General features: G+C 73.6%; 12 protein-coding genes. 4 read left to right on the top strand and 8 right to left on the bottom strand.

Annotated elements, in window-relative coordinates; translation table 11 throughout:
- Positions 1-91: 91 nt before the first annotated feature.
- The 3 genes from D7D94_RS12850 to D7D94_RS12840 form a co-directional block, all read right to left on the bottom strand.
- Positions 92-961: a polyphosphate kinase 2 family protein gene (locus D7D94_RS12850; RefSeq protein ID WP_156242994.1), complete on the bottom strand. Its 870-nt coding sequence runs from the start codon at positions 959-961 to the stop codon at positions 92-94.
- A 93-nt stretch (positions 962-1,054) separates the two neighbouring features.
- Entirely contained in the window at positions 1,055-2,746 is a 1,692-nt protein-coding gene (gene menD, locus D7D94_RS12845) for a 2-succinyl-5-enolpyruvyl-6-hydroxy-3-cyclohexene-1-carboxylic-acid synthase (RefSeq protein ID WP_156242993.1), read from the bottom strand.
- A gap of 1 nt (position 2,747) precedes the next feature.
- Positions 2,748-3,218: a PLD nuclease N-terminal domain-containing protein gene (locus D7D94_RS12840; protein ID WP_156242992.1), complete on the bottom strand. Its 471-nt coding sequence runs from the start codon at positions 3,216-3,218 to the stop codon at positions 2,748-2,750.
- 109 nt (positions 3,219-3,327) lie between these two features.
- On the opposite strand from D7D94_RS12840, the gene D7D94_RS12835 reads away from it, so the two are divergent.
- Positions 3,328-3,609 (top strand): DUF4229 domain-containing protein, encoded by a 282-nt coding sequence (locus D7D94_RS12835; RefSeq protein WP_156242991.1) that lies wholly within the window; start codon positions 3,328-3,330, stop codon positions 3,607-3,609.
- Positions 3,610-3,616: 7 nt separating this feature from the next.
- Here D7D94_RS12835 and D7D94_RS12830 read toward each other — a convergent pair whose 3' ends face one another.
- The 4 genes from D7D94_RS12830 to D7D94_RS12815 form a co-directional block, all read right to left on the bottom strand.
- A complete protein-coding gene (locus D7D94_RS12830; protein WP_246171803.1) occupies positions 3,617-4,570 on the bottom strand; it encodes a 1,4-dihydroxy-2-naphthoate polyprenyltransferase in 954 nt (317 codons plus the stop codon).
- Between the two features lie 194 nt (positions 4,571-4,764).
- Positions 4,765-5,889, bottom strand: a complete 1,125-nt coding sequence (locus D7D94_RS12825; RefSeq protein WP_156242989.1) for an AMP-binding protein — start codon at positions 5,887-5,889, stop codon at positions 4,765-4,767.
- A 61-nt stretch (positions 5,890-5,950) separates the two neighbouring features.
- Positions 5,951-6,859: a 1,4-dihydroxy-2-naphthoyl-CoA synthase gene (locus D7D94_RS12820; RefSeq protein ID WP_156242988.1), complete on the bottom strand. Its 909-nt coding sequence runs from the start codon at positions 6,857-6,859 to the stop codon at positions 5,951-5,953.
- Positions 6,856-7,758, bottom strand: a complete 903-nt coding sequence (locus tag D7D94_RS12815) for an LLM class F420-dependent oxidoreductase (RefSeq protein ID WP_343032136.1) — start codon at positions 7,756-7,758, stop codon at positions 6,856-6,858. The genes D7D94_RS12820 and D7D94_RS12815 overlap by 4 nt, the downstream gene beginning before the upstream one ends.
- 111 nt (positions 7,759-7,869) lie before the next feature.
- On the opposite strand from D7D94_RS12815, the gene D7D94_RS12810 reads away from it, so the two are divergent.
- Entirely contained in the window at positions 7,870-8,883 is a 1,014-nt protein-coding gene (locus tag D7D94_RS12810) for an o-succinylbenzoate synthase (protein ID WP_156242987.1), read from the top strand.
- A 61-nt stretch (positions 8,884-8,944) separates the two neighbouring features.
- Here the strand turns inward: D7D94_RS12810 and D7D94_RS12805 are convergent, their stop codons facing one another.
- Positions 8,945-9,580, bottom strand: coding sequence for a TetR/AcrR family transcriptional regulator (locus D7D94_RS12805; protein ID WP_173024335.1), 636 nt, complete (start codon positions 9,578-9,580; stop codon positions 8,945-8,947).
- Positions 9,581-9,717: 137 nt separating this feature from the next.
- Between D7D94_RS12805 and D7D94_RS12800 the strand changes: the two genes are divergently transcribed.
- On the top strand, positions 9,718-12,480 hold the full coding sequence (locus D7D94_RS12800) for an MMPL family transporter (RefSeq protein ID WP_156242986.1): 2,763 nt from the start codon (positions 9,718-9,720) through the stop codon (positions 12,478-12,480).
- Positions 12,477-15,053 (top strand): YhgE/Pip domain-containing protein, encoded by a 2,577-nt coding sequence (locus D7D94_RS12795; RefSeq protein ID WP_156242985.1) that lies wholly within the window; start codon positions 12,477-12,479, stop codon positions 15,051-15,053. Before D7D94_RS12800 ends, D7D94_RS12795 begins: the two co-directional genes overlap by 4 nt.

The following is a 15,053-nucleotide window of genomic DNA, read 5'->3' as shown; positions in this document are numbered from 1 at the left end:
CCCGAGGCGCCCTCCCTTCGCGGGGCGATCCGAGCCATCCCCCTCGCACCGGCCGCCGCCCCGCCCCGGCCATCCGCCCCGCCCGTCGGGCTCAGCCCATGGTGGCGCGCAGGCGCTCCTTCTCGGCCGCGACGTCGAAGTCCGCGTCCGGCCACTGGGGGTCGATGCCTTCGAGCGTCTCCAGCAGGAGCTCCTGCACGGCGAGCCGCGCGTACCACTTCCGGTTCGCGGGCACGACGTACCAGGGCGCGGCCTCCGTCGAGGTGCGGTCGAAGACGGCCTGGTACGCCTCCTGATAGGCGGGCCAGTGCGCGCGCTCGTCGACGTCGCCGGGGTTGTACTTCCAGTGCTTGTCGGGGCGCTCGAGTCGCTCCATGAGCCGCTCGCCCTGCTCGTCGTAGGAGATGTGCAGCATGACCTTCACGATGCGGGTGCCCTGCTCGACGAGTCGCGCCTCGAACGCGTTGATGGCGTCGTACCGGCGCTCGATCTCCTCGGCGGACGCGAGTCCGCGCACGCGCCCGATGAGCACGTCCTCGTAGTGCGAGCGGTCGAAGACGCCGATGTAGCCCGCGCGCGGCACGCGCTTCTCGATGCGCCAGAGGAAGTCGTGCGCGAGCTCGGCGGGTGTCGGCGCCTTGAAGGCAGCGAGCTCGATGCCCTGCGGGTCCACGCCGCCGACGACGTGCCGCACGATGCCGCCCTTCCCGGCCGAGTCCATCGCCTGCAGCACGAGCAGCACGCGGTCGTCCGCGTCGCCGCCGTGGCTCGCGGCGTAGAGCCGCTCCTGGTACTCCGCCAGCTGCGCGAGGCCCGCGGCGAGGTCGACCGCGCCGTCCTTCTTGTCGCCGGTGTAGCCGGGCGTCGCTCTCGGGTCGAGATCCGCGAGCCGGAACCCCTCCCCCGCCCGCAGCGCCGTCAGCGCGTCATCCGTCCACTTCACCTGGCTCTTCGCGGTCATGGCCCCATCCTGCCGCGGGCACGGCCGACGGCACCAGAGCGGATGGCCGGAGCCCGCCTCTCGAAGGTCGCCCCCGTCGCGTCGACGCGCCGTTCAGCGGGCGAGCGGGACCTCGATGATCTGCCGCCGGCCGACGGTCGAGGTGAGCGCCTGATCGAGGGCTCCGCGGGTCGTGACCCGGTGGTGCTCCCACCCGTACGCCATCGCGAGCTGCTCGATGCGCACCGACTGCGGCGTGTACTGCACGCGCGACATGTCCTCCGCCGATGCGGTGCTCGCCACCTCGAGCCCGTCGAAGATGGTGCCGCCGCGATCGTTGCCCACGACGATCTGCACGCGCGGCTCGTCTTCGATGTCGGGCAGGAGCAGCGCCCCCACGTCGTGGAGGAAGGTCAGGTCCCCCAGCAGCACGCGCGTCACGCCCGCGCGCGCCGCGCCCTGGCTCGCGAGCGCGACGCCCATGGCGGTGGCGACGGTGCCGTCGATGCCGGCCAGGCCGCGGTTGGCGTGCACGGGCACCTTCTTGCCCGGCAGCAGCGCATCGGCGATCCGCACGAGGCGCGACGAGCCGAAGACGAGCCGGTCGTGGGGCCAGGTCGCCGCCCACACCGCGGCCACCAGCTGCGCGCGGTCGAGCGGGCGCCGCACGGCCTCGAGCTCCGCGCGCACCGCCTCGCCGCGCTGATGAGGGTCGGTCGACTGCAGGCCGTCGATGTCGGGCGCGGGAGGTGCGAGGTCGGGCAGGTGCGCCTGCGAGAACCGCAGCCATGCGCCGCGCCAGACGTCGTCGCCCGGGCCGTCCGCCACGTCGACGCCCCAGACCGCGCGGCTCGCGCCGTTGAGGTTCAGCTCCTCGCCACCACGCCGCACCGCGACGACCTCCACCGCGGGGTCCGACAGCAGCGCCGACACCTCGCGGCTGAGCGTGGGATGGCCGAACACGATCGCCCGTTCCACGCGGCCGCCGAGCTCCGGCTCCCGCAGCGCCTCCCGGTAGCCGTGCACGACATTGCGTCCGAAGCGCGCGCCGCTCACGATCTCCGCGATCAGCGGCCATCCGCCCTCGTGCGCGATCTGCTCGGCCGCGGGGCCGGCATCCGCGCCCGCGACGACGACGGTCCGCGGTCCGCGCGGGATGGCCGTGGCCGGGCGCGCGAGCGCCGTCGTCTGCGCTGCGGGAGCGTCGGCATCGCGCGCCTCCGCCGCCGGCATCGCCCCGGCGAGCGGCTCGCGGTACGGCAGGTTGAGGTGCACGGGCCCGGCGGGCGCCTCCCCGGCCGCCCCCACCGCGTGAGCGAACGCGGACGACGCGAGCTCGGCCATCCGCTCGCCCTCGCCCGCCGCGCCCGTGGGGGTCTCGGCGTCAACGGCGAAGCGGGTGATCGCGTCGAAGAGACCGGGCTGGCGCATGGTCTGGTTCGCGCCGATGCCGCGGAGCTCGGGCGGCCTGTCGGCCGTGAGCAGCAGCAGGGGGACGCCGGAGTGATGGGCCTCGAGCGCGGCGGGCAGGAGGTTCGCCACGGCCGTGCCCGATGTGCAGATGAGCGCCGCCGGCACGCCGAGCTCCCGGCCGATGCCCAGGGCGGTGAAGCCCGCCACGCGCTCGTCGATGCGCACATGCAGCCGGATGCGCCCCTCGCGCTCGAGGCGCGCGGCGGCGAGCGCGAGCGCCTGGGAGCGCGAGCCCGGGCTCACGATGACATGGGTGACGCCCTGCGCGACGAGCTCCGACAGCAGCGCCCACGCGGCCTCCGAGGCCGGCGACGCGATCGCCTGCTCGGTCATGTCAGCCGCGCGAGCCGGACGGGTCCCGGCCGTCGCCCTCGCGCTCGTCGCCCGAGCGCCCGTCGCCGTTCGGCTCGTCGTCGGGCTTCGGCTTCGGCTCGGGGTTGCGCTTCGGCTCGGGGTTGCGCTTCGGCTCGGGGTTGCGCTTCGGCTCGTCCTCGGCGTCGAGCTTGGCGAGCTCCTCCTCGAGCTGACGGATGCGCTCGTCCTGGTCGGGGAACGCGCCGAGCGTGCCCAGGAAGGTCGGGTCGTCGTCGGGCGCGACGGGCCCGCGAGCCGGCGCGTCGGGCCGAGTGCGGCCGATCGCGAACCAGAGGATCCCCCCGATGACGGGGATGAGGACCACGATGACCAGCCACGTGTTCTTCGAGACACCGCGGTGGCGGGCCGGCGACTGCACCGCGCAGTCGACGATGCTGAAGACCCAGAACACGACGGCGGCGACCGCTAGGAGGATGAGAGCGCGGGCCATCTCCTCATCCTAGGCGTCGGCGGCGTGCGCGGCCTGGGCGTCGCGGAACCGGTGCGCTTGGCGGACGCCGCCCCGGGTGCGCTCAGGCGGCCGCTTCTAGGATGGAGGGATGAACATCCGCTCTGTCGTCGTGTACTCGGTGCTGCGTCTGCTGGCGTTCCTCGTGCCGTTCGGCGTGCTGATGATCTTCCCGGTGTTCCAGCAGCTGTGGTGGCTCGCCGCCCTGTTCGCAGCGCTCATCGGGCTGAGCCTGTCGATCCTCCTGCTGCGGCGCCCCCTGAACGAGGTGTCGACGGGCCTGTACGAGCGCAATCAGGGCAAGCGGGCGCGCCGCGCCTCCGGCCGTCAGCTCGATGCCGAGGCCGAGGACGCCGCCACCCGCGAGGACTGACCCGGCGTCAGCCGATGAAGGCCCAGGCGAGGAACACCGCGTACCCCAGCGACGCGAGCGATGTGAGCGCCAGCGCGAGGATGAGCTCGCGCGCGGTTTGATACGTCCAGACGATGACGACCGCGGGGCCCGCGGCCAGCAGCGCCAGGAGCGCCAGCCAGGCGAGCGGGTAGAAGAACGCGAGGTACGCGGCGATCGCGAACGCGAGGACGACGAGCACCGTGAAGAGCACCTGCGTCGCGCGGCGTCCGATGAGGACCGTGAGCGTGCGCTTGCCCACCGTGCGGTCCTGGTCGATGTCGCGGAGGTTGTTGGCGAGCAGCACCGCGCACGCGAAGAAGCCGGATGCGACCGCGCCGAACCACGCCTCCTGCGGCAGGGCGAGCGCCTGCACCCAGGTCGTGCCGAGCGTCGCGACGAGCCCGAAGAAGACGAAGACGAACACCTCGCCGAGGGCGTTGTACCCGTAGGGGCGCTTGCCGCCGGTGTAGAACCAGGCCGCGACGATGCAGAGCGCGCCGACGACGAGCATCCACCACTGCTGCGTGCGGATGACGATCGCCAGCCCCGCGAGGGCGGCGATCGCGAAGAACACCAGCGCGACCGTGAGGACCGACTTCGGCGTCACCCGCTTGGAGGCGGTGAGCCGCGCGGGTCCGACGCGATGGTCGTCCGTGCCGCGGACGCCATCCGAGTAGTCGTTGGCGAAGTTCACGCCGATTTGCAGCGCCACCGCGACCACGAGGCACGCGAGCGCGATGACCCAGTGGAACTCGTCGCCCACGAGCACCGCGGCGCCCGTTCCGATGAGGATCGGCGTGAGGGCGAGCGGCAGGGTGCGCAGCCGTGCCGCGCCGACCCAGTCCCCGAAGGTCACCGGCTTCGACACCGGCGCCGCCGCCGTGCTGCGCTTGGCCGGGTTGCCGCTGACGTTCTTCCTGCGATTCTTCGGCTGTGCCACGGGGTCCGATCCTACGACCCCGCGCTGTGCGGACGGCGGACGAGGCACGGACGGCGGGCGGCGGGGCACCCGTGCACCAGATGATGTCGCCTCATCCGCGCGACACGGAAAACGGCGGAATCCGATGTCCCCGCGGTGAGACGACATCGTCTGGCGCTGGGAACCCCCGCGCCAGCCCCGCCGGCGATCCCGCCTCAGCCCACCAGCCCGCGGATCGCACGCCGGTCGGGCTTGCCGGACGTCAGCCGCGGCAGCGCGTCCACGAAGACGAGTGCGGATGGCCGTGCCGGCTTCCCGAGAGCGGCCTCCACCGCTGCGCGCACCTCGGTGAGCTCGGGCGCCTCCCCCGTGCGCGCGGCGACGACGACGGGCGTCTCGCCCCAGCGCTCGTCCGGCGCCCCGACGACCACGGCCTCCGCGAGCCCCGGCAGCTCGCGGACGACCCGCTCCACGCGGTCGAGCGACACGTTGACCCCGCCCGACACGATCACGTTGTCGATCCGCCCGGTGACCGACACCCGGCCATCCGTCACCGCGCCCGCGTCGCCCGTTCGATACCAGCGCATGCCGTCGCCATCCGTGACGAAGGTGCGCGTCGTGAGCTCGGGGTCGCCGACGTATTCCTCGGCGAGCATGGGACCGGCGATCCGCAGCTCGCCGTCGACCTCCGCCACCGTCACGCCGTCGAGGGGCACGCCGTCGTACACGCAGCCGCCGCTCGTCTCCGTCGAGCCGTACGTGCGGACGATGCGCGCCCCCAGCTCCGTCGCGCGGTCGTGCAGCGCCGCGGGCAGCGCCTGCCCGCCGACGAGGATGGCCTCGAACGACGCGAGGGCGCGGCGCACCTCGGCATCGTCCGCGGCGTCGACGAGCGTCTGCAGCTGCGCGGGCACGAGCGAGGTGTAGGTCGGCACCCTCACTCCGCCGCGCGACGAGCGCATGCCGGAGACGACATGCGCGAACGCGGCGGCGGAGAAGCGGCCCGAGAGGATGGCCGGCTCCGTCCCCTCGACGAGCCCGCGGACGAGCACCTGGATGCCCGCGATGTACGTCGCCGACAGCGGCAGCAGCCACTGCCCCGCGCCGATCCGCGCGCTCGTCGCCAGCGCGCTCGCGGTCAGCGCATGCCGCGACAGCCGCACGCTCTTCGGCACGCCCGTCGATCCCGACGTCGTGAGGACGACCGCGGTCCCCGGCGGCACATCCGCCGGCAGCTCGCGCCCCTGGCCGACCGCGATCGCGGGACCCGCGCCGAGCGCGCGCCGCAGCGCGCGCAGCAGATCCCGCGGCTCGTCGCCCTCGAATCGCTCGAGCTTCACCGCCGCACCCCGACTCGCCGCACCCCGACTCCCCGCCCCCGCGCGCAGACCCGCGCAGACGTCAGAAGTGCCACGGGAACGGCGACCAGTCCGGGTCGCGCTTCTCGAGGAACGAGTCGCGCCCCTCGACCGCCTCGTCCGTCCCGTACGCGAGCCGCGTCGCCTCGCCGGCGAACAGCTGCTGCCCCACGAGCCCGTCGTCCACCGCGTTGAAGGCGTACTTCAGCATGCGGATGGCCGTGGGCGACTTCCCGAGGATGGTGCGGGCCATCGCGATCGCCTCCCGCTCGAGCTCGGCGTGCGGCACGACGCGGTTCACGGCGCCCATCTCGTACGCGCGCTGCGCGGAGTAGGTCTCGGCGAGGAAGAAGATCTCGCGGGCGAACTTCTGCCCGATCTGGCGCGCGAAGTACGCCGATCCGTAGCCGGCGTCGAACGAGCCGACGTCGGCGTCGGTCTGCTTGAACTTCGCGTCCTCCGACGCGATCGACAGGTCGCACACGACGTTGAGCGAGTGTCCGCCGCCCGCGGCCCATCCCGGCACGACCGCGATGACGACCTTCGGCATGAAGCGGATGAGACGCTGCACCTCCAGGATGTGCAGCCGCCCTGCTCGCGCGGAGTCGGTGACCGCACCGTCCTCCTCGGAGTACTTGTAGCCATCCCGCCCGCGGATGCGCTGATCGCCGCCCGAGCAGAACGCCCAGCCGCCGTCCTTCGGGCTCGGGCCGTTTCCGGTGAGCAGCACGACGCCGATGCGGGGATCGGTGCGCGCGATGTCGAGCGCGCGATACAGCTCGTCGACCGTCGCCGGACGGAAGGCATTCCGCACCTCGGGCCGGTCGATCGCGACGCGCGCGATGCGCCCGTCCTTCGACACGTGCGCGGTGATGTCGCGGTACCCCTCCGAGCCGGGCGCGGCATCCCACTCGGACGGGTCGAACAGCTCGGATACGAAGGCGTCGCTCACGATTCCAGCCTATTCCCGCGTCCGTCGGGCCCGGCCGGGCGAGCGGATGGCCCGTCCCTCGGCTCCCCGCCCGATCCCGGCCATCCGCCCGGCGTCAGCCCCCGTTGCGCGCGTCGCGCCAGGCGAGCCAGCGGCGCACCTCGTCGAAAGTCGAGCTCGGGGCCGGTGATCCCGAGGGTGAACAGGCGCACGCCCTGCTCGAACAGCGCATCGGCGCGGGCCTCGTCGCGCTGCTTGAGCTCGTTCGAGATGACGAGCTCCGACAGGTCGCGCTCCTCCTTCTCGCCCCACGCGGCGAGCACGTCGAGCTTGCGCGCGAGCTCCTCGCCCTCGGTGAAGGAGTGCCAGATGTCGGCGTGCCGGGCGACGAGCCGCAGCGTCTTCTGCTCGCCCTTGCCGCCGATCATCACGGGGATGCGCCGCGTCGGCGCGGGGTTCAGCACGTCCCACCGGCGCTCGATGCGGCCGAGCCCCTCGGCGAGCGCGGTGAGCCGCGACCCGGGCGTCCCGAACTCGTAGCCGTACGCGTCGTAGTCGCGCTCGAACCATCCGGCGCCGGTGCCGAAGATGAAGCGGCCGGTGTCGCCGCCCTTCGCCGAGATGTGGTCGACGGTCCGCGCCATGTCGGCCTGGAGGTCGGCGTTCCGGTACGAGTTGCAGTTCACGAGGCAGCCGAACTCCACGCGCTCGGTCTGCTCGGCCCATGCCGCGAGCATCGTCCACGCCTCGAAGTGCAGTCCGTCGGGCTCCCCCGAGAGCGGGAAGAAGTGGTCCCAGTTGAACAGGATGTCCACGCCCATGTCCTCGAGCCGGCTCACCGCGTCGCGGATGGTGGCGTAGGCCGAGTGCTGGGGCGCGATCTGCACGCCGAGGCGCACGGGGATGTCGAGAAGCGGCATGCCGCCAGCCTAGGGTCGGGCGGATGGCCGGGGCCGCGTCGAGACGAGAGCGAGCGGATGGCCCTGGCCCGGTTCCGCGCGCCGCGCGCGCGGGAGGGGCAGGATGGTCGCATGACCGCTCCGCTGCCCGCCCTCGACGAGATCCTCGCGTCGACGCGCATCGTCTCCCTCCCCCTCGCCACGCGGTTCCGCGGGGTCGGCCGCCGCGAGGCGGCCCTGTTCGAGGGCCCCGAGGGGTGGGCGGAGTTCTCGCCGTTCCTCGAGTACGACGACGCGGAGGCCTCGACCTGGCTCGCGTCGGCCATCGACTTCGCCTTCAATCCGCAGCCGGCCGCGCACCGCGACACCATCCCGGTGAACGCGACCGTGCCGGCGGTGACCGCCGACCGCGTGCCGGAGATCCTCGCCCGCTATGACGGCTGCCGCACCGCCAAGGTCAAGGTCGCCGAAGCCGGGCAGACCCTCGACGACGACATCGCGCGCGTCCGCGCGGTGCGCGAGGCGATGGGCATCGAGGCGCGCATCCGCGTCGACGCCAACGGCGGATGGAATGTCGACGAGGCCGAGCGCGCTCTCCACGCCCTGTCGGAGTTCGATCTCGAGTACGCCGAGCAGCCGTGCGCGAGCGTCGAGGAGCTCGCGGAGATCCGGCGCCGCCTGCGCGATTGGGACATCCCCATCGCAGCCGACGAGAGCGTCCGCAAGGCCGCCGACCCCCTGCGGGTGGCGCGCGCGGGGGCCGCCGACATCCTCATCGTCAAGGCGCAGCCGCTCGGCGGCACCCGCCGCGCACTCGACATCGTGCAGGCCGCGGGGCTTCCGGCGGTGGTGTCCAGCGCGCTCGACACCTCGATCGGCCTCGCCCAGGGCGCCGCGCTCGCGGCCGCGCTCCCCGTCCTCGAGTTCGACTGCGGCCTCGGCACCGCTGCCCTCCTCGCGGCGGACGTCGCGGAACCGCGCCTCGTGCCGCGGGGCGGCGCCATTTCCGTCGCCCGCGTCGAGCCCGTCCCCGAGCTGCTCGACGCGCACGCGGCATCCGACGAGCGCGCGGCATGGTGGCGCGAGCGCATCTCGCGCTGCTACTCGACGCTCGTGCGTCCGTCCATCGCCGACGCGCTGCTCTGAGCCAGCCGGACCGACGCGCTGCTCTGGGCCGGCCGGACCGACGCGCTGCTCTGGCGAGAGCTCAGCGCCGCTCGACGACGAGCTGCACGACGCGGCCCACCTCGACGCTGCGGATCTCCCGCGCGGCGTCGCCCTCGAGACCGGCGATCGCGACGCGGCGCGACACCTCCGACCACACCGCGAGGATGATGCTCGCGGCCTCGTGCGCGGGGAGTCGCAGCGCGAGGCCCTCCGCCTCCACGATCTCCTCGACGAGCTGCACGACCTCGGCGACGATGTCGTCGAGCTGCGCGGCATAGGCGGCGGCGAACTCCGGATCGCGCATCGCGTGGATCTCGATCTCGTGCATGAGCAGCGTGGTGACGCGGTCGTCGTCCATGACGTCGAGGACCCGGATGATCGCGGCAGCGTTCTCCGCCTCCGCCCCGAGGCCCGCGCCGATGTCCATCTCCGCCACGCGCACCCGCACCGCCGCCACGCGCTCCTGCGCGACGGCCTTCGCGAGCTCGAGGAACATCTCGTCCTTCGACGCGAAGTTCGAGTAGAACGCGCCCCGCGTGAAGCCCGCGCGCTCGCAGATCCGCTCGACGGACGCCTCGCCGAGACCCACCTCGGCGAACACGGCGGCGGCCGCCTCGAGCAGGCGCGCACGCGTGTTCTCACGACTGCGCGTGGTCGCGCGCACCTGATCCGCCACGTCGGCGCTCCTCCCGCGTCGTTCACCATCTCACACGGCAGACCCAGCCTCGGTCCCGTGCGCGTCGACTACGATACACATCTGTATCGGATACAGCGCTGTATCGAATCCCGTCCGCCATCTTCCGGAGGCGCCTCGTGTCCACCCTGCTGTACTCGCTCGGCCGCTGGTCCTATCGCCACCCCTGGCGAGTCCTGGGCTCGTGGCTGATCATCCTGCTCGTGATGGGCGGGGCGGCGCTCGGCCTCAACAAGGGATTCGACAACAGCTTCTCCATCCCGGGCACGGAGGCCCAGGAGGGTCTCGAGCAGCTGAGCCGCACGTTCCCGCAGGTCTCCGGCACCGCCGCGCAGTTCATCGTCATCGCCGCCGACGGCGACGACATCGAAGACGCGGCCTACCGCGACCCGATCGAGGACAAGGTCGACGAGATCGTCGACTTCCCCGGTGTGGAGGGCTCGACGTCCCCCTACGACGAGATGGTGACGGGGCTCCTCTCCGACGACGGCACGGCCGCCATCGTCCAGGCGCAGTTCTCCGGCTCGAGCTCCGAGATCGACGACGAGACGAAGGACGACTTCGCCGCCGCCGTCGACGAGCTGCGCGACGAGCTGCCGGAGGGCGCGCAGGTCGCGCTCGGCGGCGACCTCTACGCCACGGAGCTCCCCACCGTCACGATCACCGAGGCCGTCGGCGTCGTCATCGCCCTGCTCGTGCTCATCGTGACCTTCCGCTCGTTCGTGCTCGCGGGCCTGCCGCTCGGCGTCGCGCTCCTCGGCGTCGGCGTCTCGATGCTCGGCATCGTCGCGGCGACGTCGGTGGCCACGGTCTCGGCGACGACGCCGCTGCTCGCGCTCATGCTCGGCCTCGCGGTGGGCATCGACTACGCCCTCTTCATCGCCGCCCGACATCAGGATCAGGTGCGCGAGGGGGTGGATCCCGAGGAATCCGCCGCCCGCGCGACGGGCACCGCGGGCTCGGCCGTGACGTTCGCCGGCGCCACGGTGCTCATCGCCCTCATCGGCCTGGGCTTCGCCGGCATCCCGTTCCTCACCACCATGGGCATCGCCGCAGCGGTCGCCGTCGCGATCGCCGTGCTCATCGCCGTCACGCTCACCCCCGCGTTCCTCGGCTTCGTGAAGGGCCGCGCGGTCGGCCGCGTGCGGCGCCCGAAGAAGACGGCGGATGGCCGTGCCGCGGCTCGCAAGGACGGCTTCGCCGTGCGCTGGGTGCGCGGCGTCACGCGTCACCCGCTCATCACGACGATCGCCGTCGCCGTCGGACTCGGCGTGGTCGCCATCCCCTCGGCTCAGCTCGGCCTGGCGCTGCCCAACGCGGGCGTGCTGCCCGCCGACAGCGAGGCGCGCCAGAGCTACGACCTCGTCGGCGAGCACTTCGGCGAGGGCTTCAACGGCCCGCTCATCCTCACCGGCACCATCGTCACGTCCGACGACCCGCTCGGGCTCATGGAGGACATCGGCGACGAGGTGGAGAAGATCGACGGCGTCGCGGAGGTGGCGCTGGCCGTTCCCAACGAGACCGCCGACACCGGCATCGTCCAGATCGTGCCCGAGACCGGGCCGTCCGACCCGGCGACCGCCGACCTCGTCCGCGAGCTGCGCTCCCACCACGACGAGTGGCTCGACGAGTACGACATCGACCTCAAGGTGACCGGCTTCACGGCGGTCTCCATCGACATCTCCGACCGGCTCGGCGCGGCCCTGCTGCCGTTCGGCATCTTCGTCGTGGGCCTGTCGTTCGTGCTCCTCATGATCGTGTTCCGCTCGATCTGGGTGCCGCTCAAGGCCACGGCCGGCTACCTTCTGTCGATCCTCGCCGCGTTCGGCGTCGTGACCGCGGTGTTCGAGTGGGGCTGGGGCGCCGATCTCCTGCACGTGGCCAAGACGGGTCCCGTCATCGCGTTCATGCCGATCGTCGTCATGGGCGTGCTGTTCGGCCTGGCGATGGACTACGAGGTGTTCCTCGTCTCGCGCATGCGGGAGGACTTCGTCCACGCCTCGCGCCGCCTGGGCCGCACGAACGAGGTCGCCGCGGACGCCGTCCGGTCGGGCTTCACCGCCTCCTCGCGCGTGGTCACCGCCGCCGCCATCATCATGTTCGCCGTGTTCGCGGCGTTCGTGCCCGAGGGCGACAGCAGCATCAAGCCGATCGCCCTGGCGCTCGCGGTGGGCATCGCAGTCGACGCGTTCCTCATCCGCATGACCCTCGTCCCGGCCGTGATGGCCCTGCTCGGCCGCCACGCCTGGTGGATGCCGGCCTGGCTCGAGCGCCTGCTCCCCCACTTCGACATCGAGGGCGAGGCCGTCGAGCGCGAGCGCGAGCTCGCGGACTGGCCGGAGCCCCGCTCGACCGCCGTCGTCGCGGCCGAGGGCGTCGTCATCGCCGAGCGCGAGGAGCAGGTCGTCTCCGACGTCAGCCTCCGCGCGGATCCGGGCGACGCGCTCGTCGTGACCTCCCCCGACCCGCGTCGCACGCGCGCGGTGCTCCTCGCCGTCGCCGGGCGCATCCCGATCGCGGATGGCCGGCTGCGCGTGGCGGGGCATCTCCTGCCGGGACGCGGGGCGTGGGTCCGCACCCACGTCGGCGTCGCACTGTTCGACAGCGGCGACGACCCCGTCGCGACCCTCCGCGAGGCGCTCTCGGGCGGCACGCGGCTCGTCGTCCTCGACGCCCTCGACGCGCTCGCCCCCGCCGCGGTCGACCGGGTCGCCGACCTCCTCCGGGCGGCGCGCGACGCCGACCCGGCGAACCCGCTCACCGTCGTCGCGTCCGCGCACGACGCGCAGCGCGCTCGCGTGCTCCTCGCCTCCGCGGGCTTCCGCGTGCGCGAGACCACCGCCATCCTCAGCCCCTCCGAGATCCTCGAGGTGACCGCATGACCCGCTTCCGCCCATCCGTCGAACGCGCCGAGTCGCGAGGGCGCGTGACGTGGCTGAGCTTCGTCGGCGTGCTGCTGCTGCCCGCCGTCGTGGGCGGTGTGCTCGTCGCGTCGCTCGAGAACCCGACCGATCAGCTCGAGAACATGAGCGCCGCGATCGTGAACGCCGACGACGGCACCGAGATCGACGGCCAGACCGTGCCGCTCGGTCGCCAGCTCGCCGCCGGTCTCGTCGAGGGCTCCGACGACCTCGACAGCAATCTCGACTGGGTGCTCTCCAACGCCGACGACGCGGCCGACGGCATCGCCGATGGCACCTATCAGGCCGTCATCACCATCCCCGAGGACTTCTCCGCCGCCGCGATGTCGTCGGCGAAGTCGCTCTCGGGCGAGGACGAGGACCCCGAGCAGGCGAAGATCGAGGTGACCACCGCGCCCGACGCGCGCATCGTCGACGGCGCGATCGCGTCGCAGGTGGCGCAGGTCGCGGCCTCGACGCTCGGGTCCACGCTGTCGGAGTCGACGCTCGAGAACGTCTTCATCGGCTACACCACGCTCGGCGAGCAGCTGGGCGACGCCGCCGACGGCGCGACGCAGCTCGCCGACGGCGCCACGCAGGCGCAGGATGGCGCGGTGCAGCTCTCCGACGGAGCGACCCAGCTCGCCGACGGCATCGGCCAGTTCGGCGAGGGAGCCGGCCAGCTGGCGGATGGCGCGGGCGAGCTCGCCGGCGGCGCGACCGATGCGAGCGCGGGCGCGAGCCAGCTCGCGGACGGCGCGCACCAGCTCGCCGATGGCGCCTCGGGCCTGCAGTCGGGCGCGACGCAGCTGACCGACGGGGCAGGTGCCCTCGCCTCGGGCGCCGACCAGCTCGCGAGCGGCGCGGGTCAGGCGGCGACCGGCGCCTCCGCCCTCGCGGACGGCGCGCGACAGAGCGCCGACGGCGCCTCCTCGCTCGCCGACGGTGCGGGTCAGCTCGCCACCGGCGCCGCCGGCCTGTCCGACGGCGCATCGCAGCTCTCGACGGGCGTGTCGGCGCTGGCCGACGGCATCCGCCAGTCGCAGGCCGGTGCGGCCGAGCTGCAGTCGCAGCTGGCCGCCGGCGCCGACCAGCTCGCGGAGCAGGGACTCGTCCCCGCCGAGCTGACCGCAGCCGCGGACGGCAGCGCGCAGGCGACCGCGGGCGTCGCGGAGGGCCTCGCCGCGCTCAGCGAGCAGTGCGGAGTGTCGGGCGCGGCGCCCGAGTTCTGCGGGGGCCTTGCCGCTCTCGTCGACCCGGCGGCGCAGGCGCACACCGCCGCGGCCGGCACCGCGGAGGGGCTGGCGGGCCTCGCGACTCAGGCGCCCGAGCAGATCGCAGGCCAGCTGCGCGCGGCATCCGACGGCGCCGGCCAGCTCGCGGGCGGGCTCACGCAGCTCGCCGACGGCGCCGATCAGTCCGCCACCGGCGCCTCGAGCCTCGCCGATGGCGCGGGCGAGCTCGCCACCGGCGCGACGGGTGTCTCCGACGGCGCGAACCAGCTCGCGGCCGGCATCGGCCAGCTGGCGGGCGGTGCCGACGACCTGTCGTCGGGCGTCGGCGCCCTCGCCGACGGGGCGAGCGGCCTCTCCGGCGGCGCGGCGCAGCTCTCCGGCGGCACCGCCCAGCTGGCGGATGGCGCGGGTCAGCTGGCCGACGGAGCGGGCACGCTCGCGACGGGCACCGACGATCTCGCCACCGGGATCGGCGCGCTCGCGGGCGGCGCCACCCAGCTCTCCTCCGGCGCCGAGCAGCTCGCTTCGGGCGCCGGCCCCCTCGGCGACGGCGCGACGGAGCTCGCGACCGGTGCGGGCGACCTCGGCGACGGCATCGGCGAGCTCGCCGACGGCGCCGGAACGCTCGGCGAGGGCCTCGGCACGGCCGTCGACCAGCTGCCGTCGTTCACCGACGGCGAGGCCAGCTCGCTCGCCTCCGTGGTCGCCGCGCCGGTCGACGCGGACACCGACCTGAACCTGTTCGGCACCTCGGCCATCCCGCTGCTCGCGGCGGTCGTGCTCTGGTTCGGCAGCCTCGCGACCTTCGTGGCGCTGCGCTCGGTGACGAGCCGCGCGCTGACGTCGCGTCGCGCGTCGGCCCTGCTGGCCGGCGGGACGCTGCTGCCGGCCGCGCTCATCGGTGCCCTGCAGGGCGTCATCATGGCGGTCGTCGTCGAGATCGCGACGGGGTACGAGGCGCCGACGTTCTGGGCCTTCCTCGGCATCAGCGCCCTCGCGGGCGTGGCGTTCGCCGCCGTGAACCAGGCGCTCGTCGCCGTGTTCGGCGGCGCCGGGCGCTGGATCTCGGCGGTCGTGGGCGCCCTCGCGATCGCCACGGGCATCGTCTCGACGACGCCCGGCGTGCTCGCCGACCTCGCCGCCGCGCTGCCGACGGCGCCGGCTTACCGAGCGCTGCTCTCGGTCGTCACCGACGCGGGTGGCGCGGGCGCCGCGGTCGCGGGTCTCCTCGTCTGGGGCGTGCTCGGCTTCATCGCCACGACGATCGCCGTCACCGCCCGGCGGACGATCTCCGTGAAGGACGCGCTGAAGACCGCCTGA

The sequence above is a fragment of the Microbacterium oryzae genome, from assembly GCF_009735645.1.
GTDB lineage: Bacteria > Actinomycetota > Actinomycetes > Actinomycetales > Microbacteriaceae > Microbacterium > Microbacterium oryzae.
The sequence above is the reverse complement of the archived record's forward strand: the minus strand, read 5'-3'. Positions and strand labels throughout refer to the sequence as shown.

Coding starts and splice junctions, on each gene's coding strand:
- D7D94_RS12850 (WP_156242994.1), bottom strand. CDS start 961: ATGACCGCGAAGAGCCAGGTGAAGTGGACGGATGACGCGCTGACGGCG.
- menD (WP_156242993.1), bottom strand. CDS start 2,746: ATGACCGAGCAGGCGATCGCGTCGCCGGCCTCGGAGGCCGCGTGGGCG.
- D7D94_RS12840 (WP_156242992.1), bottom strand. CDS start 3,218: ATGGCCCGCGCTCTCATCCTCCTAGCGGTCGCCGCCGTCGTGTTCTGG.
- D7D94_RS12835 (WP_156242991.1), top strand. CDS start 3,328: ATGAACATCCGCTCTGTCGTCGTGTACTCGGTGCTGCGTCTGCTGGCG.
- D7D94_RS12815 (WP_343032136.1), bottom strand. CDS start 7,758: ATGCCGCTTCTCGACATCCCCGTGCGCCTCGGCGTGCAGATCGCGCCC.
- D7D94_RS12810 (WP_156242987.1), top strand. CDS start 7,870: ATGACCGCTCCGCTGCCCGCCCTCGACGAGATCCTCGCGTCGACGCGC.
- D7D94_RS12795 (WP_156242985.1), top strand. CDS start 12,477: ATGACCCGCTTCCGCCCATCCGTCGAACGCGCCGAGTCGCGAGGGCGC.